This window comes from Saccharopolyspora thermophila (assembly GCF_014646075.1).
GTDB lineage: Bacteria > Actinomycetota > Actinomycetes > Mycobacteriales > Pseudonocardiaceae > Saccharopolyspora > Saccharopolyspora thermophila.
On the sequence record NZ_BMMT01000013.1, the window covers coordinates 143,696 to 164,880 of the forward strand.

Below are 21,185 nucleotides of genomic sequence, written 5' to 3' on the forward strand. Positions count from 1 at the left end.
AGATCACGACCCCGACCGCAGGATCGCTGCAAAAATCGATAACAGAATGTAGTGGCATCTGGTTTCCTGTCGACACAACGCTGCGTACTGGCATATTCCGATCACGCAGACAACCTGGGCGCTCTATCACCAGCATGGAGCAACGGGGCGGTCGTGGCGACCCGATCCCGAGTCGTCACGCACCGCGCACGACGCCCCCCCGCACAGGGGATCACAGGATCTTCGGCGGCCGGTTGCCGACGGCCTCGATCGCCCGCCGCACCGGCACCAGCGACACCAGCACCAGGCCGATGGCGAAGAACGCCACCAGCGAGATGATGGCCAGCCGGAACGAGCCGGTGGCCTGGCCCACCCCGGCGAACACCAGCGGCCCCAGCCACGACGTGGACCGCTCACCGACCTCGTAGAGCGAGAAGTACTCGGCCTCCCGCCCGGGCGGCACCATCTGGCTGAACAGCGACCGGGACAGCGCGTTGGTGCCGCCGAGCACCAACCCGATGCCCACGGCCAACCCGTAGAACTGCAGGTCCTGCCCGGCCTGCACGAAGTAGGCGGCCACCAGCACCGCCAGCCAGGTGGCCAGGCTGATCAGGATCGTCTTCTTGGCGCCGATGCGTCGCGCCAGCGTCCCGTGCAGCATGCCGCCGACGAAAGCGATGAACTGCACGATCAGCAGCGTGATGATGAGCGAGTCCTGCGGCAGCTTCAGCTCCAGGCTGCCGTACTGCGCCGACACCTGGGAGACCGTGGAGATCCCGTCGGTGTAGATCCAGTACGCCCCGAGGAAGGCCAGCGTCAGCGGGAAGTGCCGGGCCTGCCGGAACGTGCGCAGCAGCTGCCTGAACCCCGCGGTCACCGCCGACGTGCCCCGCTCACTGCCCTCCGGCGCCTGGTGGCGGCGCAGCGCGGTCAGCGGCAGCAGCGTGAACACCGCCCACCAGACGCCGGAGGACAGGAACACCAGGCGCACCGCGGTGTCGGAGTCCATGCCGACCGCGTCGTGGCCGAGGTAGATCACCAGGTGCATCGCCAGCGCCAGGCCGCCCCCGAGGTAGCCGATCGCCCACCCGCGCGAGGAGACCTGGTCGCGCTCGTCGGCGTCGGCGATCTCCGGCAGGAACGAGTAGTAGACGACGACGGAGGCGCCGAAGCAGATGTTGCCCAGGATGAACAGCACCACCCCGAGCTGCCAGTCCTGCCCGCCGACCAGCGCCAGCAACGCGGTGGTGCCGGCGCCGCCGAACGCGAAGACCGCCAGCATCAGCCGCTTGCTCTGCGTCCGGTCCGCGATCGCGCCGGTGATCGGCAGGACCACCACCTGCACCACGGTGGCCACCGACAGCAGGTAGCCCCACAGCGAACCCGCCGGGAAGGTCAGACCGAAGATCGAGATGTCGCACTGCACCAGCGCGTTGCCCCCGGGACATGGGTTCAGCCCGTTGCGGGCGACGTCCGCCCTGGCGCCCTCGGTGGCCACCGAGGTCAGGTAGAGCGAGAGGAAGACCGTCGTCACCGAGGTCGGGAACACCGAGTTGGCCCAGTCGTACCAGCACCAGCCCCGCTGTTCCCGCCGCCGCCTGCGCGCGGCGTCCGGTGCCAGGTCGCTGTCCATCACGCTCATCCGTTCGGTCCTCCGGCCAATGTCACTCGATTGGGGGTAACCGGACTTTACTGGCTCCACGAATACTGCGGCGGTCCGCGCGTGGACAATGCGTAGTTCCACTCAGCCGGGGATGTCCGCCCTTGGTTCGCCGAAGCGCTCCCGCAGCACCTCGCTCAGCACGTCCGGCCGGTCGGTGACCAGGCCGTCGACCCCGAGGTCCAGCAGCGCGCGCATTTCGGCGGCGTCATCGACCGTCCACACGTGCACCTCGATTCCCCAGCGGTGGGCCTGTCGCACGAACCGCGCGTCCACCACGGGCAGCAGCCGGCCCAGCCCCACCGGGACCTGCGCGGCCGCACCGGCCACCAGCGGCCGGAACCCGCCGCCGCCCACCCGCGAGCTGAGCCACAGCAGCGCGGCGGAACGGCGCCCCGCCGAGGTCAGCAGGCGCGGCCCGCCGAGGCGGCGCAGCCTCGCCACCCGGTGCTCGCGGAAGGAGGCCAGGCAGACCCGGTCCCAGGCGTTGTGCGCCCGCACCGTACGCAGCACCGGGACGACCGCCGAATCCTCCTTGACGTCGATGTTGAAGAACGTCTCCGGCAGTTCTTCCAGCACGTCGTCCAGGCGGCACACCGGTTCCCGGCCACCGATCAACGCCGAACCCACCACTGACCAGGGCAGCCGCTCGATCACCCCGCGGCCGTCGGTGGTGCGCTCCAGCGTCGGATCGTGATTGACGACCACGACACCGTCGGCCGTCGCGTGCACGTCCGTCTCGATGTAGTGGTAGCCCTCCGCCACGGCGCGCCGAAAGGCGCTCAAGGAGTTCTCCATGTCGTGCAGCTCCCCGAGGTGCCAGCCGCGGTGGGCAAACGCGCGGGGCCGGGGGCCGAGCAGGAAAGGGTGGGTCACGATCAGACACTCTGCCTGATCGGCGCGCCTGCGCGGTGCAGGCAGGGCCATTGGGTACCGTGATCGATCGTGGAATCCTCGCCGCCCGTCCGTCACGCTGCCGGTCGGCAGCGCGCCGAACGCCACTGCGCGTGGTGCGGGCGACGCGTTGCCGACTCCGGTCGGCAGGGCAGGCCCCGGCTGTACTGCACGCAGTCCTGTCGTCAGCGGGCCTACGAGCGGCGCACGGCCGTGCAGCGCGGTGGCCTGCCGGAGGACGCGGTGGTCCTCTCGGCCGCCGAGCTGGCGGACCTGCGGGACCGGTTGTTCCAGCTGCGCTGCGCGGCCGAGGACGTGGTCACCGCCGTCGACGACGCCGCCGATTACGCGGAGCTGCGCAAACTGGCCGTGCAGGTGGTCGACGTGGCCGTCCAGCTGGAACGGCTCAGGTAAGGACGAACGGAGCATTGTGCCGGCCGGTCGGGATGGCCAGGATGAACTGGTCTCCAGCGGTGGCGAGGAAGCGACGGTGTCCTCACGTCCCACGGTCCGCGGCCTGCGCCGCGTCGACCTCCTGACCTCCGACCTGGTGGCCGCGGCGGTTTTCTACCGAGAACTGCTCGACTGGTCGGCGGCGGTCACCCGCGCCGGTATCGACTGCTGGGTGGGGGAGCGCCGCTGCGCGACGATCCGCTCCCCCCGAGCGGGCGAGCCCGCAGGCTGGCGGCTGGTGTTCGCCGGAGCCGCCCACGACGGGACCCTCACCGGACCGGACGACACGACCGCCCTGATGGCTCGAGGCCGCGCCCAGCACGGGCCGTGGGCGCCCGGACCCCGCCCCGGCGAACCGTGCTGGGTGGAGCTGCGCACCAGCGATCCCAACCGCGCGGACGCGTTCTGGGCCGACATCCTGAACTGGACGGTGCGCACCGAACAGCCGGGTGTCGACTACGTGGTGGGCGACCGGCCGCTGGCGTCCCGCACCGAAGGCCAACCGACCGGGTGGCTGTGCTACTTCGCCGTCGAGGACGTCACCGACGCCGCCGACCGGGTGGCCAGGCTCGGCGGCACCCTCGCCGAGCGCATCGACCACCCCCTGCTGGGCGATGCGCTCCTGGTCCGCGACCCCTCGGACGCCCTGGTCGGCCTGACCACCGCAACCTCCTGGGGCGGCTGACTACCTGCCCGCCAACTCCCCGAGCACCCGCAACGTCCGGTTGGCCCGCACCGACAGCCGCTGCTCGCGCGCGGTGACGTCGATGTAGGTCTGGCTGGAGTTGATCGAGGAGTGCCCGAGCAGCTTGGCGATCTCGGCGGCGCTCGCGCCGTCTTCGGCGAGCCGCGTGGCGAAGGTGTGCCGTAGCGCATGCACCATCGCGCCCGGCTGCACCCGGTCGGACACCCCGGCGGCCCGCAACGACTGCCGCACCAGGTACTGCAGCCCACCGCGGCGCAGCGGTTGACCACGGTGATCGACGAACAGCGGGGCGCCACCCGGCAGCCGGTCGCCGAACCGGGCCCGCCTGGTCCGCAGGTAGCTCTGGATCAGCTGGTCCAGGGTGTCCTCGATCGGGATGGAACGGTTCTTCCCGCCCTTACCGTGCACGTGCAGGCGGCGGTCCCCGGGACGCCCGGCCAACGATCCGATCGTGAGTTCCAGCAGCTCAGCGGAGCGCACTCCCGTGCACAGCAGCGTGGACAGCACCGCGAGATCGCGCTCCGGCCACGGGTTCCGCGCGCGCCGGGCGCCGGCGGCCACCGTCCGCAGCAACCGCTCCGGGGTGTCCTCGCCCTGCAGCGGTTTGGGCGTGGCCGGGGCGTTGCGCGGCTTGGGCACCACCTGCATCGGGTTGCCGGGCACGGCACCCTCCACCACCAGGAACCCGAAGAAGCCGTTCCAGGTCGACCAGGCTCGCGTCACCGACGACGCCGACCGGGTGGCGGCGAACCGGGCGAAGGCCGAGCGCAGCACCGGTGCGGTGACCCGCTCCACGGCAAGCCGGTCGGCGTCGATACCGGTGAGCTCAACCAGCTCACCGGCCACCGACTCCAGGTCGCGCCGGTACGCGCGCAGTGAGTTCGCCGCGAGCTTGCGGGCCTGCAGGTGTTCCAGGTAGGTCTCGATCAGCCGCGCCAGGTCCACTCGGCACCTCCCCGATGATCAACTCGGGGATGATGTAACCAGAGGGGACCGACAGTTCAGCTGTTGCGGATGAACCGGTCGAGCACCCGCGTGCCGAACTGCAGCGCCTCGACCGGGACCCGCTCGTCGACGCCGTGGAACAGGGCGGCGAAGTCCAGGTCGGCGGGCAGCTTCAGCGGCGCGAACCCGTAGCAGCTCATGCCCAGCCGGCTGAACGCCTTGGCGTCGGTGCCGCCGGACATCATGTACGGCAGCGCCTTGGCCCCGGGATCCTCGGCGACCAGCGACGACGTCATGACGTCGACGATCCGGCCCTCGAATCGGGTCTCCACCGGCGGTAGCCCGACCCACTCGCGTTCCACGTCCGGCCCGAGCAGCTCGGCGAGCTCCCGTTCGAACGCCTCCTCGCGGCCGGGCAGGATCCGGCAGTCCACGGCGGCCTCGGCCACCGAGGGGATCACGTTGTGCTTGTACCCGGCGGTGAGCATTGTCGGGTTGGCGGTGTCGCGCAGCGTGGCGCCGACGATCCGGGACAGGTTGCCGAGCTTGGCGACGGCGCCCTCGATGTCGTCCTCCGGGAAGTCCCAGCCGGTGATCTCGGTGACGCCTTCCAGGAACTCCCGCACGGAGTCGGTCAGCACCAGCGGGAACCGGTGCTTGCCGAGCTTGGCCACGGCCTCGGAGAGCTTGGTGACGGCGTTGTCGTCGTGCACCATCGAGCCGTGCCCGGCCCGGGCCCGCACCCGCAGCTTCAGCCAGCGGATGCCCTTCTCCGCGGTCTGCACCAGGTAGGCACGCACACCGTCCCTGAGGGTGACGGAGAACCCGCCGACCTCGCTGATCGCCTCGGTGCAGCCCTCGAACAGCTCCGGTCGGTGGTCGACCAGCCACTGCGCCCCGTGGAAGCTGCCAGCCTCCTCGTCGGCGAGGAACGCGAACACCACGTCGCGCGGCGGAACGATCCCGTCCCGCTTGAACCGCCGGGCCACGGCCAGGCTCATGGCCAGCATGTCCTTCATGTCGACGGCCCCGCGACCCCACACGTAGCCGTCCTGCACGGCACCAGAGAACGGGTGCACCGACCACTCGGCAGGATCGGCGGGCACGACGTCGAGGTGTCCGTGCACCAGCAACCCGCCGCGGGACGAGTCGGCCCCAGGCAGCCGGGCGATGACGTTGCCCCGCCCTGGGTGATCCCCGGACTCGACGTAGGTGACCTCGTACCCGACCTCACTGAGCTTCGCGGCGACGAACTCGGCGGCGGCCCGCTCGCCGACCAGCGTCGCGGGATCACCGGTGTTGGTCGTGTCGATGCGGATCAGCTCGCTGGCCAGCTCCACGACCTCCTCCTGGGCGACCTTCAACCCAGGATCGAGATCACTACCGGAAGTACCTTCGTTGCGCTCGCTCACCAGGCATTTCTACCACCCGAAGCCGCCAGGAGGGGGTCCCGTTGGGCCCCGGATGACCATGGGCTAATCTATGGGCACAACACAGCGGGAGCCCCTGCGGGACAGGGGTGACCCGAGATGTCCGAGTGGCGGAATGGCAGACGCGCTAGCTTGAGGTGCTAGTGCCCGATTAAGGGCGTGGGGGTTCAAGTCCCCCCTCGGACACGCACACTATTCACCCGGCTTGCCGGGTGAATAGTTATTTGGGCGACCCGTTCGGTCGGCTCGTACCGGACCTGCAGGTCAACGGCCTCGTAGAGGCTCGCCAGCCGGTCCGGCTTGGCGTTCGACAGCGCCGTACCGACGTCGCCAAGTGAATCGATCATCGCGTGGATCTCTGCGCTCGAGAGCGCGTTGGGTGCACGTTCGTCGTCCAGCTCGGCGCGGGCTGCGGCGCGTTCGGCTTGGGCCTCGTTGATCGCCTCCATCAACGCCGCTGGATCGACACCGGCAGCGATCGCCGCCTGGAACCGCCGCAACCGAGCTTCAGCGTCCGCGAGCCGTTTCTTCGCCGTCTCCGCGGTGGTGGATGTGGCGCGCGGTACCTCCTGGGACGCCAGCAGCGCCGCGACGGTCTGATCGATGTTCTCCGGAGCGAACAGGCCACCAAGCCAGGTGTTGATCTCGTCCCGGATCACGTCCTCGCGCAGGTACACCGCGGGCGGGTGCTCGGCCAACGCGGGCGAACCGGGCGCCAGGGTCCGGGCCGGGCACCGGTAGTACATGCCGTGGGCACGCGGGCTGGCCTCCATCTTCCGCGTGCACACCCCGCACCGGATGCGCCCCCGGAACAGGTACGCCCGCTTGGTGGGGCGAGCGCTCCGCTCGGCCTTGCGAGCCGTCCGCAACCCGGCCGCGCCCTTCGACCGACGCAACAGCTGGACCCGAGTGAAGTCCTCCACACTGACGATCGCCGGGTGCGCCGGTCGTCGCGAGCGCACCACACGATCAGCACCGGCCCGGCGGAACCGGACCACATGCCCGGCGGCGACGTCATCGGGGTCGAGCAGGGTCTCCTGCCGGACCCAACGGCCGAAGAAGGCGTACCCCGTGTAACGGGGGTTCTCCAGGATCGACCGGACGGTGCTGCCTTGCCAGCCGTCGGCCAGCCGGTGCCGGTTCTGCTCCGGCCGCCGCGCCGACGGACACGGAATACCATCGCGGTTGAGGCTGTTGGCGATGGCCCGGTCACCCTTGCCGCTGAGGTATTCGGCGAAGATCCGCCGCACCACCTCCGCCGCCTGCTCATCGATCTCCAACACCCGCAGCCTGTATCCTTCGGCGGCCTTGCGCGGGTTCGGGTGCGGACCACCATCAACCACGTTGTAGCCATACGGTGCCCGGCCGCCCTGGTGGCGACCCTCGTTGAGCACCTGAGCATCCATCGCCGCCCGCACACGCGCCTGCACATGCTGACGCTCAGACTCACTCATCCCACCCAGCATGCTCATCAACATCGTGTGCGACGGATTCCGCGGGTCGAACTTCCCACCCAGCTCCGGCACCCACAAATCCACGCCATAGGCGGCGAACTTCGGCGCAATCAGAGAGAACTGGTTACCGAACCAGCACCGAGTCCCCTCCCCCACCACCACCGCACTCCAGCCACGGCGCGGGTCCTTCAACGCCGCCAGCAAGCGACTGGCCTCCCGGCGGCGCTCCCACGGCACCGAACGCGACTGACCAACATCAAAGAACTCAGCCTCAATCGTCCCACCCAACGGCTCGATGAACTTCCGCGCATTGTTCACCTGCCACCCGTGCGAGGTCTCCGGATCCTGGTTGTCCTCAGTGGAACACCGCCCATAGAACGCCACCGGCCCAATGCCCTCCTCCACAGCATCGACCACCTCAACACCCAGCAGATCATCCAGCGTCGCCCACGGGTCACCGCTGATATCAACAGTCATGTGTTCCCTTCCCTGGCGGCCCATCCGGGGCCTCGATCTCGGTCAGCTCGACCAGTATGGCAAGCAGTATGCGACTAGATTGCCTCGTCAGCACAGGCGGTTCAGGCGGAAACCGCACCGTGATCCGCTCGGAGCCGCGATCGTCGGCCGTCATGACTGACCAGCTCCCGCCTCATCGGTCGAGCTGATTTCATCCCTCACTCGGTCGAGCGCCGCTCGGATGTCGGCGGTGAAGTAGCCGCGGACCCGGCGCACCTCTCCTGTCGCGTCGGGGACTCGGTGCCGCGTCGGTCGGCACTCCAGCCGCCCCATTTCCCGCGCGAACACGCTCGGTTCCACGTCCAGCGCTTCGGTCAGCTCGGCCGTGGGGACGAACTCGCGCCGATCCAGGTCGTCGCCGAGGTACTCGACGACCGAGGCGAGCGGTTCCGGCAGCTCGACCGGGACGCCGCCGTCGGTGCCGGCGCCGAGCGCCTTCGCGACCGCCGCCTGGTCGATCGCCCGTGGCCTGTCGTCTCCTGCGGCGTGTCCGGTCAGGGTTCCGGCTGCTTCCCGGAGAGCGCGCCCTCGTTCGCAGATCGTGCGCCACTCCCCGTTGTCCATGTAGAACGTGCGCACCGTGACCGCGACCGTGTCGGCCCCGGCGTCGGTGTCGCCGTCCGGGCGGAGGATGCCGACACCCTTGTGACTGGGCAGCAGCGTGGAGGCGTCGAACCCGCGGGTGTTCATCTGCTCGCCGAGCACGATGTTCGAGTCCCGCCAGTCCATCACCCGCAGCGCGAAACGCGATCCCAGCACGGCCCGCAGCCGCGAGGGGATGGTGTTCGAGTCCGGGCGCTGGGTGGCGAGGATGACCACGATGCCGACCGCCGGCCCCTTGCGAGCCAGGTAGGTCAGCAGGTCCGCGAGGTACGCCCCGAGCGTCGTCCGCTTGCCCTCGATCTCCAGCCGCGTCGGGTTCTCCAGGTACACCTGGACCTCGTCGATGATCACCGCCGTGATCGGCATGCCCAGGTCACGGTCCCGGGAGATCTGCGGGGTGATCTTCGACTCCGGGCAGATCTCGTCATCCAGCGTTGACATCCGGGAGAACCTCGCCTGCACCTCGGCGACCAGCTCGACCAGGTAGTCCCGGACCGCTTCGGCGTGCTCCTGCTCGTCACCGCAGACGTAGCGGTGCGCGACGGCTTCGGCTGCTTTCCAGTCCTTACCGCCCTTGCCGTCGAAGACGTAGAGCTGCGTGCACGGGTCGAGGATCAGCCCAGCCGCCGGTAGCCGGGTCGCGCACGTCTTGCCCTGCCGCGGAATCGCCCCCACGATCAGCGACGTCCACACCACCGGCAGGTCGATGCGGCGGTTGCGCGCGTCGCGCCCGAAAGGGATTGGCCGCCACGCGTCCCAGCACTCCGCGTCCAGCAGCGGGAAGCGCAACGGAGGCCCGGAGTAGGGGGCCTCGTCAGCGACCCACAGGAACACCCGACCGGCGTGCCCACCGCGCCCGCGTACTCGCTCGACGATCAGCTGCAACTCATCGACCGCCAGCGCCGAGGCCAGCGCCTCGCGGTGCCTGATGACGTCGGCGGCCTTGCGGGTGGCGGGCAGGTCGACGGTGACGGCCCAACCTGCGCCGTCGTGTGCGGCACGCTCGACCAGGCGCAGTGTTTCGTCCTTGCCGATCAGCTTCGCGTCCCGGAAGGCGTCGACCAGCACCTGCGGGTCCATGGTCCAGGTCAGCGCCCGCGGTCCGGCCAGCACGGGTTTACGGCCAGGTGCGCCGTCCTTGCGGCGTCCGAACACCGCCAGTACCACCGAGCCGATGCCGGCTGCGATCCAGAGAACCCGGCCGCCGTACACGACGTAGGACACGGTGGCCGCTGCGGCAGTGGCCATTGCCACGATGCCGGTGACCTTCCAGCGGAACAGCGTGAGGGCGCGGATTTCAGTGAACTTGTCTGCGAGCTTGTCGGACTGCTCGGCGGCCTCGCGGTAGTCGTGCACGCGCACCCACCTCCGCCAGCTCCGGGCCGCCGCGGCCACGCCCCGCCCGACTGCGCTGATGAACCGCCATGGCGACCGCACCATGAACGCCACAGCGTCTACAGCCGTGCCCCTCAAAGCCTGTCGCGACTTCAACGCGGCGGGCACGCGTGATGAACGCTGCCACCAGTTCATGAACCGTCGTCGCAGGTTCAGGTGCGGCTCGCGCAGCGGGTCATCGTCGACCAGCTCGGCGTCGAAGATGTGCCGCTCGACCTCCCGCGACTGTCCGGGAGCAGGAAGCGTCTCACCGGTCATCGGCGCTCACCTCGGCCGACAGCGAGGCGGCCAGCCACGACGACAAGCCACGCGAGCAGCCGGTGACGTCCCGAATCCAGGCGGGTGTGACCGTCACGTCCGTGTTCCACGCCTCCCGCGCCCAGCGCAGGTACTCGTCGAAGGACGTCCGCCGCTTGGCTTTCGGCGGCCGGTCGCGAGCTGGTTCGGGTGCCTGCTCGGAGTCCGTGTCCGGGCTAACAGCCCCGGCGTTCGTGACCGTTGCCCGGACTGCTTCGCGGAGCTTTTCCCGAAGGTCGGTCACGGCCTCAGCGGCGACGAACACCACCAGCGGCGGCACGGAATGCAGCACCACCATGTCCGCCGCCCCAGCCGCGTACGCCTCCCAGGTGTTCATCACGTACGTGGCCGCGAGCGTGAACCACTTCGCCCCGCGCACCCATCCGCTGGTACGGATGCCGTAGCGGGCCGTGACCTGCTCGGCCCGCAGGATTGCCAACAACATCAGTGACACCATCGGGTCCAGCAGCCACGCCGCCAGCCACGGCAGCGACCAGGCGACCGCGCCGTTCGCGGCGAAGCTCTGGACGTTGGTCATGGTGAACGCCAGGCCCAGCAGGATGCCGGTCCAGCACAACCGGTCCATCTGCTTGCGCACCTGCTCGACAGCTTCGGCCTCGGCCGGGGTGGGTGGCACCCGCCGCCCATCCCCGTTGACCACGGGCGGCGCGTTCATCGACGCCGTCCTTTCCGGTGCTGCGGCACGTCTGCTGCGGTGACGGTGAGTGCTCTGGTCAGCGTGTACGACGCGAACAAGGCCGGAACACCAAGCACTGTGAGCAGCAGGGTCGTGTTGCCGGGGTGCGTGATCACGATCCACTGCACGCCGACGATCGCGGCGGCGGTCACCACGACCCGCCCGGCGAGCGAGACCAACCGCACGCTCGCCCGAGCGGCCTCGGTGGCTCGCCGCGTGGCCCGCGCACTCGCCCGCCACACCATGACCAGGACGATCAGGCCGCCGATCGCGGCGAGGATCTCGACGGGGGTCAGTTGCAGCGTCACTGTGCAGCACCCCCTTCGGCACGCTTCCCGCGCTGATGCCAGTGCGGGTACAGCGCGCGCCTGTCGTCCTCGGGCAGAGCACCCCAGACGCCGGCGGTGTCCTTCCCCGCGACGCGCAGGTCCAGTTCGAGGCATTCGTCCTGGACCGGGCAGCCCGCGCACATCCGCGCCGCGAGCTCCCGGTCCGTCATCGGCTCGTTGGCCCACCCGGGTTCGTCCTCTGAGCTTCCTGACATGCACATGCCGTCACGGAGCACTGCATGGGCAAGCAGGGCGCTCGGCACCCAGCGCAGCCGGTCCAGCCGCCGGGCGATACCCACCAAGCGGACGTCGTTGTGAGAAGTCATCACTGCCGACCCCCGTCCTGCGCCGCGCCGTCGGTCGGCTTGCTCAGTAGGCGGACCACCTCGCTGGCGGGGATCACGCGGCGGCCGTTCCGCCGCGCGGTGCGCAGCGTGCCGAGCCGGATCGCACGGGAGATCGTCGACGGATCGACGCTGAGAATCCAGGCAGCCTTGCGGACGGTGAGAAACACCGGCCGCCCGTTCTTGGACATATCGGTCCCCATTGAAGAAAGCCCTTCAGGCGGGATTGAGAGATGATTTCAGCGAATTTCTAATGATTTCAGCGCACAATGGCGCGTGAAGTCCCAACCGCGCTTTTGTGCGCGGTCATGTCACGGAATGCGGCACGGAACGGCTAACCTCTGCACCGAGGCGGAGCGCGGAGGAATACGTGTCGGAAGATTGGGCGGCAGTCGCCAGAGCCATCAACGAGCGCGTTCGCGAGCTTGGTTGGCGGCAGAAGGAGCTTGCCGAGCGCTCGAACGTCTCGCAGGCGATCGTCCGCGAGATCCAGCACCACGTCGTCGAGCGCCGCCGGAGCGCTCGGACGCTGGAGTCGCTGTCGGTGGCGCTGGGCTGGCACCCGCAGCACCTGCATTCCGTGCTGCACGGTCGAAAACCGCCTGAGCCCGACGAGCCGACCTCGGTCGGCCCGGAGACGGTGTGGTCCCGTTTGGACGCTCTCGAACAGCGCATGGTCGAGATCACCGAGCGGCTCGACGACCTCAAGAGCGATCTCGCCGAGGTGCTCGACCAGGTCCGCGAGAACCGCTGAGGTGTGGTGATTCCGCTTGCCGGACCGGACGTCTTCCATGCCTTCAATTGCATTGCGGAACCGCTGGGCAACCCATGCGTCAGCGATGCACATCCGGTGCACGAGCGGTGCAGATCCAGTGCACGAACCAGCGGCAGGGGGAGCGGCGTGAGGGAATTGGTGACCGGCTGGACAGGTCGCACGGCGTGCGCGCTGCAGGCGGCACTGCGAATGAGCAACGAGGCATTCGCGGAGCACCTGGGAATTGCAGTCCGAACAGTCAGCGGGTGGCACAAGAAACTCACCCTGGTGCCCAAAACTGAGATGCAGCAGTTGCTCGACACGGCGCTTGAACAGGCACCACCACCGGTCGCAGCACGGTTCGCCCAGCTGATCAGCGACGCTGCCGAGGCCAAGCCCGCGGACACGCCCACCGACGACCAGGCGGCGCCGGACGCTGAACTGCGGCTCGGCACCGATCCCAATATCGGCGCGGCGCTGGAGTGGCTGGACGAGCACGCTGGCCGGGAGCCGGGCACCAGTCGGCGCGATGTCGCCGCACGGCTGGCGCGGCTGGACGTGGGGGAACTTCAGAGCCGGGCAAGCCGTCGCGGGCGCGTCGACCAACGAAGCGTCGCGCAAGTGCTCGGCAGGTACTACGGCGAGCGGACAGGTAGCCACGGCAGGTACGTCGCCCGCTTCGGCAGCGACACCGAGGCAGAGACGAGCATCCTGACCAGGGCAGACTGGCTCGACCTGGAATGCCCGCTGATCGCGTCGCATGACCGCCTGACGATTACCAGAGCAGCCGCGGCTGACCTGTCGCTCGATGATGACGCCGCTGGACGGGCAGCTCAGCGATTAGCGGAAACGCTGGCCATGGGCACCAGGCTTGTCGACATGCCGCTGTACCAGCTGCTCGGCGTGGATGTTTCCCGCGGCTCGATCCGTGGATCGGTCGGCGTCACACGGTTCGTCGAGTACGCCGTGACGATGGACCTGCTCGAAGGCGAGCTGATCGACGCGATCGCAACCGATGCCGGCTCGGCGCACACAGCTCTACCGCTGCGGGACAAGTACCTGCCGGACATCGCGTCCGTGGTCGACGTCTCCAGTCGGCTGTGCGCCGGTGGGCCACTCGCCCTGTGCGCGATCGCCCGCCCCGCGAGCCCGTTCCGAGGTGAAGCGGACTACGTCCTCCTGGTGCAGGAACGCTCGGGCAACGTCCTCAACGCCGCGCGTCGACTGGCTGTGATCCCGAAGGGCTTCCACCAGCCGATGACGGATCTGCGCGCCGATGCTCAGGTGGGCGCGACGCTGCGGCGCGAGATGGAAGAGGAGCTGTTCGGGCGCGACGACATCGACAGCACCGTTGGTGACCAGCGGACCGCCGATCCGATGCACCCGAGCCGCCTGTCCGAACCGATGCGGTGGCTGATGGAGAAACCGGGCGTTCTGCGCATGGAGTGCACCGGATTCGGCCTGAACCTGCTCAGCGGGAATTTCGAGTTCCCCAGCCTGATCGTCATCGACGACGAGGAGTTCTGGGCGCGTTACGGAGGGCGAGTCGAGGCGAACTGGGAATCGGCAGGACTCCGGCAATACTCCAGCCTGGACGGGGACCTGCTCGGCGAGCTGGTTCGTGATGTAGCGTGGAGCAACGAAGGACTGTTCGCCTTGCTTCAGGGCCTTCGACGACTCGGCCAAATCGGCGGTGAACGAGTGAGTTTGCCGCCGATCGAATGGGAGGTGTGGTAATGAGCCGGAATTGGCACTACGGCAACGCTGCTGAAGACGGCAGCGAAACCCGTGGCTGGGTGCTCGGCCACTTCATCGACCCCTCCGAAGGCGTGCGGTCAACGAGAGACGTCGAAGTGAAGTGGGGCGTTCACTCAGCAGGCGAGAAACGCCCCGACGGGTGGACCACTGACGACCAGCGGACGACCATGCTGCTGCTGGTGCAGGGCAACTTCCGCCTGCACCTCACCGAGGGCACGGTGGAGTTGGTCAAACAGGGTGACTATGCAGTCTGGGGACCAGGAATCGATCATTCCTGGGAGGCCATCACGGACTCTGTCGTTGTCACCGTCCGCTGGCCGTCGGCTTCCAATTAGAACCATTCCACGGCGGGCAGGTTCACGCGGTCGTCTCCAACCTGTCGAAGTCGGCGAACTCCTTGCAACAGCGCGAAAAGTCCTTCGTCGCTCCACGCCTCGTCGATGATCAGCTTGGCGACGAGATGATCGTCCATACTGGAGTAAAGGCGAAGTCCGGCTGACTCCCAGTTGGCCTCGACCTGCCCGCCGTACCGTGCCCAGAACTCCTCATCATCAATAACGACCAGGCACGCGAACTCATAATTTCCGCTGACGAGATTCAGTCCGAAACCTGTGCACTCCATCCGCATGCGGGTGGGATCTTCCATGAGCCACCGCATCGGTTCGGACAAACGGCCAGGATGTAGGGGAGCCGCCATGCGGGGAGTGTCGATCGTGTTATCGACCTCGCTCCGCCCGAACAATTCCTCTTCCATCTCGCGTAGCAACGTTGTTCTCAATTGTGCGTCAGCGCCCACATCAGTCATCGGCTGGTGGAATCCTTTCGGGATCACCGCGAGCCGACGCGCAGCATTGAGCACATGACCGGATCTTTGCTGGATCAGCAGTGCGTAGTCCCGTCCACCCCGGTATGGATCTGCGGGTCGGGCAACTGCACACAACGCGAGCACGCCTCCCGCGCACAATCGACTGGAAAGATCGAGTACCGACGCAATGTTCGGCAGGTACGTGCCCCGCAGCGGCAGCACATCGTGGGGGAGTACTAGGGATGTTCCGCCAATCGCATCCATCAATTCCTTTTCGAGCAAATCCATGGTCACGGCGTACTCGACGAACGAGGCGACACCCACAGAACCCGTGATCGCACCTTTGCTGACGTCGGCGCTCAAGAGGCGATAGAGCGGCACATTCGCGACTCGTACGCCAAGCGCAGCGGCTTCCGCGAGCCGATTCACGGCATGCTCCTCGCACACTGTGCTGGCACCTGGCGCGGTCCTCAACGTAAGCCGATCGCTGCCCTCGCCGAGCGGACACGCAAGATCCAGCCAGGTCGGCTGGGTGAGGATGCTTGTCCGGATCTCCCGATTTCCGCAGCGCGTGCGGTAAACGTCGTAGCCCGGCATACCGTCTCGGTAGTACGTCGACAGCGCATGCGCGATCTCGCTCCGCCGAACCCTGCCGCGCCGCGAGTGCAGATCGAGCAGATCATCAATGTCCAGCTTCCTCAGGCGGGCCATCACCTTTCGGCGAGCTGTGTCGGGGCTCCAGCCGACGTGTTCGTCCAGCCAAACGAATGACGTGGACATGTCGACGCGCGTTTCGGGCGTCTGCACAGCAGGAGAGGGTGGGATGCGGCGGCCTGCACCGAGGATGTTCGCCTGCCCGGGCTCAGTGGGTGACGAGCCGTCTTTCAACTGGTTGGGGACCGTGCCTCCGGATGTTGGCCCATCCGGCGGCAGAAGTAGCTCATTGATGCTGAGACCAAAGATCCGTTCGAGCAACCGGGCGGTTGCAGCGCGGGGCTGACCAAGGGGCTGGCCGTTCGGCCCGCGCCCCGAGGCCAACCGCTGTAGGTGACGGACGCTGAGCGTTCCAGGTTCGTTGTGTTCGCGAGCGAAGCGCTCCACGTACTCGGCGAACTCCTGAAGCGTCTGACGCCGTTCCTTGATCTTCAGTTCGAGCACCGTGCGTGCCGTCTGCATCGCTGTCTCCCGTCCGCGCTACGGGGGTCGCCTTATGTCGTCAGCAGGTCGTGTCCAGGTCGTTCCGCTGATCGAGCGCTGATGTAAACATGATTTCAGTCTGACGCGAACCGCTCACGCGCGGTCACCCCAAGTCGTCCGGCGGCGTTGCGCCCGCGCCCCTCGACCGTCGCCGGACACGGACCGCGGCCAGAGCCCGTGCCTTGGATGGCTCGGCTCTGGCCGCGGCCCACCAGGATTGGAGATCACCCGTGGACGCATCGACGGAACAGATCAAGTGGTTCCAGTTCAAGCCGGGCGTCGTGGTCGACTCGCTGCGCGTCGCCCACTGCGCTGCGCCGACCAGCGAGGATGGCGAGGTCCAGGCGTGGTGTGGTCTGAAGTTCCATCCCTCGGATATCGAGGAAGCCGCTGACCCGACCAGTCCGCCGGACTCGGGCAAAGCTCCAGCGTGCGCGCCCTGCAGCGCCTGCTTGTTGAGACTCGCGGCGGCGACCGACGAGACGAGACAACCTGCGTCAACGAGCCCCGAGGACGGCAAGCTCGCGGTCGTTCTGCGCAAGGCGCAGTGGCTTCTCGACGACGCCGCCTACTACTTGCCCCAGGGACGTTGCAGTACAGAGGACCGCGAAATGCTCGCGAAGACGTTGGACCAGCTCGCCGCGCTGATCCGCGAGCAGGGCACGCAGAACCTCGTGATCGAGCAGTTCGGCGCATGACCGCGATCGCGGAACCGGTGAGTAGGCACAGCCTCAACCACGAACCTGGCGGCTACGTGACCGCCTGGAGCGGCGATCTGAACCCGGATCTGCCAACTCGCATTCTCCCGTTGGCCAAACTGAGCAGGCCCACGAACAGCGGGTTCTCGACACCTTCCGTCGAGATCCTGCAAGCGGTGCTTGAGGGACTTTGGCGGCTCTAGGCGAAGCAACCGACGCCCGCCGAGACTTCGGCCACGGCTCCGAGAATGTTCTGACACTTGCCGTGATGGTGACTGCGCCTCAGGCGGGCGTCACGAGTTTCCTCACGATGGGGGACGGTCGATGTCTGCTGGCGTGTGCTTGGGATGCGGCAAGCCGCTACCGCCACGTTCGTCACGTGGACGGCGTGCGCGATACCACGGAGCAGCATGCAGACAACGCGCCCGCCGAGCCCGGCTCCAGTCTGGTCATGCATTCTCATGGGAGGCTATCGACCGTGTCGACACCGCAATGGTGGCCGTACGGCGAGCGTTAAGCAGCGGCACCGACCCGCGGCCAGCGATTCAAGATGTGCTGGCGGCCGTAACCGACCTTGCGGAAGCCCACGGCATTGCGCGCCCGGCCAAGCGGCCTAAACCTAGATGGGACAGGTAGCAGTGCCTCGAGCCGGTCACCACATGACCCGCCTTCGGGCGCTTTTCGGGCACACATGGGGACACGCAGGAGCACTTGTCCCGGGTGTGTACATGCCGACGTTTTTGCAGGTCACAAAGCTTTTTCGCCTGTCCCGCCGAGGTGTCCCGGGTGGGATTTCGGCGGGACAGGCTGGACAGCGAACCCGCACCCGGCCTCAGCGAGCGTCGGGAAGGCGGAGGCGTGTGGTTAGTGTGCAACTCGCCCCTCGGACACGCGCGCTAACCACACGCGGCGTGATCGTGGCCTCCACGATTACGCGCGTGTGGTCTGTACGTTAGGTGGAGGCCCAGGCTCTCGTAGAGGCAGCTCAGCTTCTCGGACTTGGCGTCCTTGAGTGCCGCGCCGACGTCCCCCAGTGAATCGATCATCGCGTGGATTTCGGCGTCGCTGAGCGTGTGCGCGACGGGGGTGTTGTCGAGCTCGGCTTGCGCGGCGGCTCGCTCGGCTTGGGCTGTGTTGATTGCTTCGATCAAGGCGGCGGGGTCCGCGCCCGCTTCGATGGCTGCTTGGAGCCGGTGCAACCGGGTGGTCGCCTCGGTCAGGCGCTTCTTCGCTGCCTCCTGCTGGCCTGCCTGGCGGTTGCCGTCGGCTTGTGAGCCGACGAGCGCTGCCACGGTCCGGTCGAGGTTTTCGCGGGTGAACAGGAGGCCGACCCAGCCGTTCAACGGCTCCAGCAGGTCGATCTCACGCAGGTTGACCGTCCGTGGGTGGTCCGCCAGTGCCTCCGATCCGGGAGCGAGCGTGCGGGCAAGGCACCGGTAGTAGATCTCGTGCTTGCGGATGACGGCTCCGTGCATCTTGCGTCCGCAGAGCCCGCAGCGCACGAGACCTCGAAACAGGTAGTTCCGCGATCCGGAACTGCGGGTGCGTTCCAGCTTGGCTCTTCTGCGGTTCCCGCCCGCCGATCGGGATCGGCGCATCAGTTGCGCCTGCGTGAAGGTCTCCACGTCCACGATCTCCGGGTGGGCCGGTCGGCGTGAGCGCACCACGCGGTCGGCACTGGCTCGGCGGAATCGGATGACGTGTCCGGCGGCGACGTCGTCGGGGTCGAGGAGGGTTTCCTGACGGGTCCAGCGTCCGAAAAAGGCGTAGCCGGTGTAGCGGGGGTTTTCCAGGATCGATCGGATCGTGCTGGCCTGCCATCCGTCGGCGAGCCTGTGACGGTTCTGCTCTGGTCGACGAGCCGATGGGCAGGGGATGCGGTCGCGGTTGAGTCCGTTGGCGATGGCCCGGTCACCCTTGCCATTCAAATACTCTGCGAAGATGCGTCTCACCACCGCGGCCGATGCTTCGTCGATTTCCAGCACCCGCAGCCGGTAGCCCTCCGTCGCCTTGCGCGGGTTGGGGTGCGGCCCACCGTCGACGACGTTGTAGCCGTAAGGTGCCCGCCCACCCTGGTGGCGGCCTTCGTTGAGCACCTGGGCATCCATCGCCGCCCGCACGCGGGCTTGCACGTGCTGGCGCTCTGACTCACTCATGCCGCCGAGCATGCTCATCAGCATCTTGTGTGACCCGAAGAAGAAGCCGGAGCCGACATGATCGGCACCGTCGACTTCAACGCCGCGTGCTACGACCGCTACGCCAATCTCGCCCTCGGCCAGCTAGCCAAGAACCTTCGCGGTGACGAGGACCTGATCGCACGCACCGCTGGTGCATGGTTGCGCGCGTTCGTCAACGCCAATCCCAGCGGCAAGCAGAACTCCACGGCCGCACGTACCAAGCCCGAAACGCTGCTCACCGTGGTGCGTGACCACGGGGCATGGAACCTCGCCAACGCTTTCCTCCGTCCCGTGATCGGCGACGATCTCCTTGGCGAATCCACCAGGCGCATGCTGGACCACTTCTCCCGACTGCGCGGGTTCTACGGTGACGACGAGCTGCGCAAGGTCATCGCTGCGGCCGCCACCAGCGAACTACCAGCACTTGAGGGCAGCGACACGGCTACCTCTCTAAATGAGCTGGTTGACCGCACCCTAGGAGCCGCCCTGGAGCAAGCCGCATGACCACGGCAACGCTGGCACTGCGCATCGACGCTCCACTGCAGTCTTGGGGCGTGCGCTCGAAGTTCATACACCGTGACACCGCCACCGAGCCCACGAAGTCCGGCATCGTCGGCCTGCTCGCCGCCGCTCGCGGCACTGACCGGGCTGACGCCGCCGGCATCGCCGAGCTCGCCGCACTCGAGATGGGTGTGCGGGTCGACCGCGAAGGTCTCGTCGAACGCGACTACCACGTCACCGAGAACGTTCCCAACACCCACGGCACCGGGCACCGCACCGTGGTCAGTGAACGCTACTACCTTGCGGATGCGCTGTTCCTCGTCGCTCTGCACGGTCCGCGGGAACTCCTCACTGAGCTCGAGAGCGCCATCCTCCGTCCCCAGTGGCCGTTGTACTTCGGCCGCAAGGCGTTCGTCCCGGCCAGTCCCCTGCTCGAACCACCCCACCGACGAGAAACCTGCGGCACCGGACTGCTGAACGAACCTCTCGAGCAAGTCCTCGACACCCACCCCTGGCTCGAGCACCGGCCGGACCAACGCCAACAGGCCCGCTACAGCGACCGGCCTGTCCAGCTGCGCACCATCCATGACGTACCGGCCTCAGATCCCGAGGCAGAGCTGCGGCACGACCACCCGATCTCGTTCGCCCACGGACAACGGCAGCACACCTCCCGTACGGTGCGCCACGGCCACGTCACCCTGACCGAGGCTCTGATCGGAGGCCACGCGTGTTCCTGAGCAAACTCCCGATCAACAGCAACTCGCGCGCTTTCCGCACCGACTGCGCCAACGTCCACGACATGCACCGCACCGTCATGTCTGCCTTCCCTGCACTTCCCGCAGGCACCGCCGCTCGTCAGGAACACGGGATCCTCTGGCGCCTGGACACCACGCCGCAGGGCTACACTTTACGTCCAGAGCAAACTTCATCCCGACTGGACCAGATTGCCCTACGGCTACCTCCGAGACCGCGCTCTAGTCCGCTGCCTGCAACCCGTACTCGCCGCCCTGCAACCTGGCCGACGCTTCGCTTTCCGCCTGCTTGGGAATCCGACCAAAGCCGCTTTCCCTGAATCCGGCTCCCTGCCGCCACGCGGACGCGGGCGCCGCGTGCCATTGCACGATCCAGACGAACAACTCGCGTGGCTCATCCGACAAGGCGAACGATGCGGCTTCACCCTTCCCGACGCAGGCGCCCACGGACCCGACGTCGCTCTCAGCGCCCCGCCCCCACTCACCGGCTACAAGACCGTCTCCGGATCGCGACGCCGCAAGATCACCATCAGCCCGGTCCGCTACGACGGCCACCTCACCGTCACCGACCCCACCGCCCTCGCCCACGCCCTGCAACACGGCATCGGCCGTGCCAAAGCCTACGGCTGCGGACTCTTCAGCCTCGCCCCACCGGCATCCATGCAACGAGCATCGCCTCACCCAACTGAGCCGCCGCCCCACACCTCAAGGTCCATTCCATAGACGCACCCGCTGGTCTATACCAAATCTGGCTCGGTGCCAACGGAGTGAAGTAGGCCCCGCTTCGCGGGGAGAAAGTCTGCGGCAACCTGCGGGCGGTGTTCACTGACCGCAACCATGC

Annotated in this window: 19 protein-coding genes, 1 tRNA gene and 2 pseudogenes; 10 read left to right on the plus strand and 12 right to left on the minus strand. The window is 67.7% G+C overall.

Features of this window, described 5'->3' with window-relative positions:
• Positions 1-211: 211 nt before the first annotated feature.
• Together IEY17_RS18220 and IEY17_RS18225 are read right to left on the minus strand one after the other, a co-directional pair.
• Complete coding sequence (locus IEY17_RS18220; RefSeq protein ID WP_188989327.1) at positions 212-1,621, minus strand: MFS transporter; 1,410 nt, start codon at positions 1,619-1,621, stop codon at positions 212-214.
• A 102-nt stretch (positions 1,622-1,723) separates the two neighbouring features.
• Positions 1,724-2,566, minus strand: a complete 843-nt coding sequence (locus IEY17_RS18225) for a glycerophosphodiester phosphodiesterase family protein (protein WP_188989328.1) — start codon at positions 2,564-2,566, stop codon at positions 1,724-1,726.
• 18 nt (positions 2,567-2,584) lie between these two features.
• On the opposite strand from IEY17_RS18225, the gene IEY17_RS18230 reads away from it, so the two are divergent.
• Positions 2,585-2,947, plus strand: a complete 363-nt coding sequence (locus IEY17_RS18230; protein ID WP_188989330.1) for a hypothetical protein — start codon at positions 2,585-2,587, stop codon at positions 2,945-2,947.
• A 76-nt stretch (positions 2,948-3,023) separates the two neighbouring features.
• Positions 3,024-3,671 (plus strand): VOC family protein, encoded by a 648-nt coding sequence (locus tag IEY17_RS18235; protein ID WP_229680278.1) that lies wholly within the window; start codon positions 3,024-3,026, stop codon positions 3,669-3,671.
• On the opposite strand, the gene IEY17_RS18240 is transcribed toward IEY17_RS18235, so the two are convergent.
• Entirely contained in the window at positions 3,672-4,637 is a 966-nt protein-coding gene (locus tag IEY17_RS18240) for a tyrosine-type recombinase/integrase (RefSeq protein WP_188989334.1), read from the minus strand. It lies immediately after the preceding gene.
• 56 nt (positions 4,638-4,693) lie between these two features.
• Positions 4,694-6,001, minus strand: coding sequence for a M20/M25/M40 family metallo-hydrolase (locus tag IEY17_RS18245; RefSeq protein WP_188989412.1), 1,308 nt, complete (start codon positions 5,999-6,001; stop codon positions 4,694-4,696).
• A 167-nt stretch (positions 6,002-6,168) separates the two neighbouring features.
• Here IEY17_RS18245 and IEY17_RS18250 point away from each other — a divergent pair.
• Positions 6,169-6,253, plus strand: a tRNA-Leu gene (locus tag IEY17_RS18250).
• Here IEY17_RS18250 and IEY17_RS18255 read toward each other — a convergent pair.
• The 6 genes from IEY17_RS18255 to IEY17_RS18280 form a co-directional block, all read right to left on the minus strand.
• Positions 6,235-7,998: a recombinase family protein gene (locus IEY17_RS18255; protein ID WP_188989414.1), complete on the minus strand. Its 1,764-nt coding sequence runs from the start codon at positions 7,996-7,998 to the stop codon at positions 6,235-6,237. The genes IEY17_RS18250 and IEY17_RS18255 overlap by 19 nt on opposite strands.
• A 150-nt stretch (positions 7,999-8,148) precedes the next feature.
• Positions 8,149-10,293: an FtsK/SpoIIIE domain-containing protein gene (locus IEY17_RS18260; RefSeq protein ID WP_188989336.1), complete on the minus strand. Its 2,145-nt coding sequence runs from the start codon at positions 10,291-10,293 to the stop codon at positions 8,149-8,151.
• Positions 10,283-10,918, minus strand: a complete 636-nt coding sequence (locus tag IEY17_RS18265; protein WP_188989416.1) for a hypothetical protein — start codon at positions 10,916-10,918, stop codon at positions 10,283-10,285. Before IEY17_RS18265 ends, IEY17_RS18260 begins: the two co-directional genes overlap by 11 nt.
• An 86-nt stretch (positions 10,919-11,004) precedes the next feature.
• Complete coding sequence (locus IEY17_RS18270) at positions 11,005-11,337, minus strand: hypothetical protein (RefSeq protein ID WP_188989338.1); 333 nt, start codon at positions 11,335-11,337, stop codon at positions 11,005-11,007.
• Positions 11,334-11,684, minus strand: coding sequence for a WhiB family transcriptional regulator (locus IEY17_RS18275; protein ID WP_188989340.1), 351 nt, complete (start codon positions 11,682-11,684; stop codon positions 11,334-11,336). Before IEY17_RS18275 ends, IEY17_RS18270 begins: the two co-directional genes overlap by 4 nt.
• A complete protein-coding gene (locus IEY17_RS18280) occupies positions 11,684-11,893 on the minus strand; it encodes a helix-turn-helix domain-containing protein (protein ID WP_188989342.1) in 210 nt (69 codons plus the stop codon). The genes IEY17_RS18275 and IEY17_RS18280 overlap by 1 nt, the downstream gene beginning before the upstream one ends.
• A gap of 179 nt (positions 11,894-12,072) precedes the next feature.
• On the opposite strand from IEY17_RS18280, the gene IEY17_RS18285 reads away from it, so the two are divergent.
• The 3 genes from IEY17_RS18285 (at position 12,073) to IEY17_RS18295 (ending at position 14,549) form a co-directional block, all read left to right on the plus strand.
• Positions 12,073-12,456, plus strand: a complete 384-nt coding sequence (locus IEY17_RS18285) for a helix-turn-helix domain-containing protein (RefSeq protein WP_188989344.1) — start codon at positions 12,073-12,075, stop codon at positions 12,454-12,456.
• Positions 12,457-12,666: 210 nt separating this feature from the next.
• Positions 12,667-14,193 (plus strand): transcriptional regulator, encoded by a 1,527-nt coding sequence (locus IEY17_RS18290; protein WP_188989418.1) that lies wholly within the window; start codon positions 12,667-12,669, stop codon positions 14,191-14,193.
• The gene (locus IEY17_RS18295) at positions 14,193-14,549 is read left to right on the plus strand and encodes a signal peptidase I (RefSeq protein ID WP_188989346.1); all 357 of its coding nucleotides are present in this window, start codon (positions 14,193-14,195) and stop codon (positions 14,547-14,549) included. The genes IEY17_RS18290 and IEY17_RS18295 overlap by 1 nt, the downstream gene beginning before the upstream one ends.
• On the opposite strand, the gene IEY17_RS18300 is transcribed toward IEY17_RS18295, so the two are convergent.
• The gene (locus IEY17_RS18300) at positions 14,546-16,195 is read right to left on the minus strand and encodes a transcriptional regulator (RefSeq protein ID WP_188989348.1); all 1,650 of its coding nucleotides are present in this window, start codon (positions 16,193-16,195) and stop codon (positions 14,546-14,548) included. The genes IEY17_RS18295 and IEY17_RS18300 overlap by 4 nt on opposite strands.
• A gap of 251 nt (positions 16,196-16,446) precedes the next feature.
• Here IEY17_RS18300 and IEY17_RS18305 point away from each other — a divergent pair, with 251 nt between their 5' ends.
• Positions 16,447-16,914 carry a hypothetical protein gene (locus IEY17_RS18305; RefSeq protein WP_188989349.1) on the plus strand — a complete coding sequence of 156 codons (468 nt, stop codon included), beginning with the start codon at positions 16,447-16,449 and terminating at the stop codon, positions 16,912-16,914.
• Positions 16,915-17,810: 896 nt separating this feature from the next.
• On the opposite strand, the gene IEY17_RS18310 is transcribed toward IEY17_RS18305, so the two are convergent.
• Positions 17,811-19,094: a recombinase family protein gene (locus IEY17_RS18310; protein ID WP_229680279.1), complete on the minus strand. Its 1,284-nt coding sequence runs from the start codon at positions 19,092-19,094 to the stop codon at positions 17,811-17,813.
• 24 nt (positions 19,095-19,118) lie between these two features.
• Between IEY17_RS18310 and IEY17_RS18315 the strand changes: the two are divergent.
• The 3 genes and pseudogenes from IEY17_RS18315 to cas6e form a co-directional block, all read left to right on the plus strand.
• Positions 19,119-19,595: pseudogene (locus IEY17_RS18315) on the plus strand (type I-E CRISPR-associated protein Cas7/Cse4/CasC); the annotation flags it as partial.
• Positions 19,592-20,329: a type I-E CRISPR-associated protein Cas5/CasD gene (gene cas5e / locus IEY17_RS18320; protein ID WP_188989353.1), complete on the plus strand. Its 738-nt coding sequence runs from the start codon at positions 19,592-19,594 to the stop codon at positions 20,327-20,329. The pseudogene IEY17_RS18315 and the gene cas5e, both read left to right, overlap by 4 nt.
• Positions 20,320-21,067, plus strand: a pseudogene (gene cas6e / locus IEY17_RS18325) (type I-E CRISPR-associated protein Cas6/Cse3/CasE). The gene cas5e and the pseudogene cas6e overlap by 10 nt, the downstream one beginning before the upstream one ends.
• The last annotated feature ends 118 nt before the right edge of the window (positions 21,068-21,185 follow it).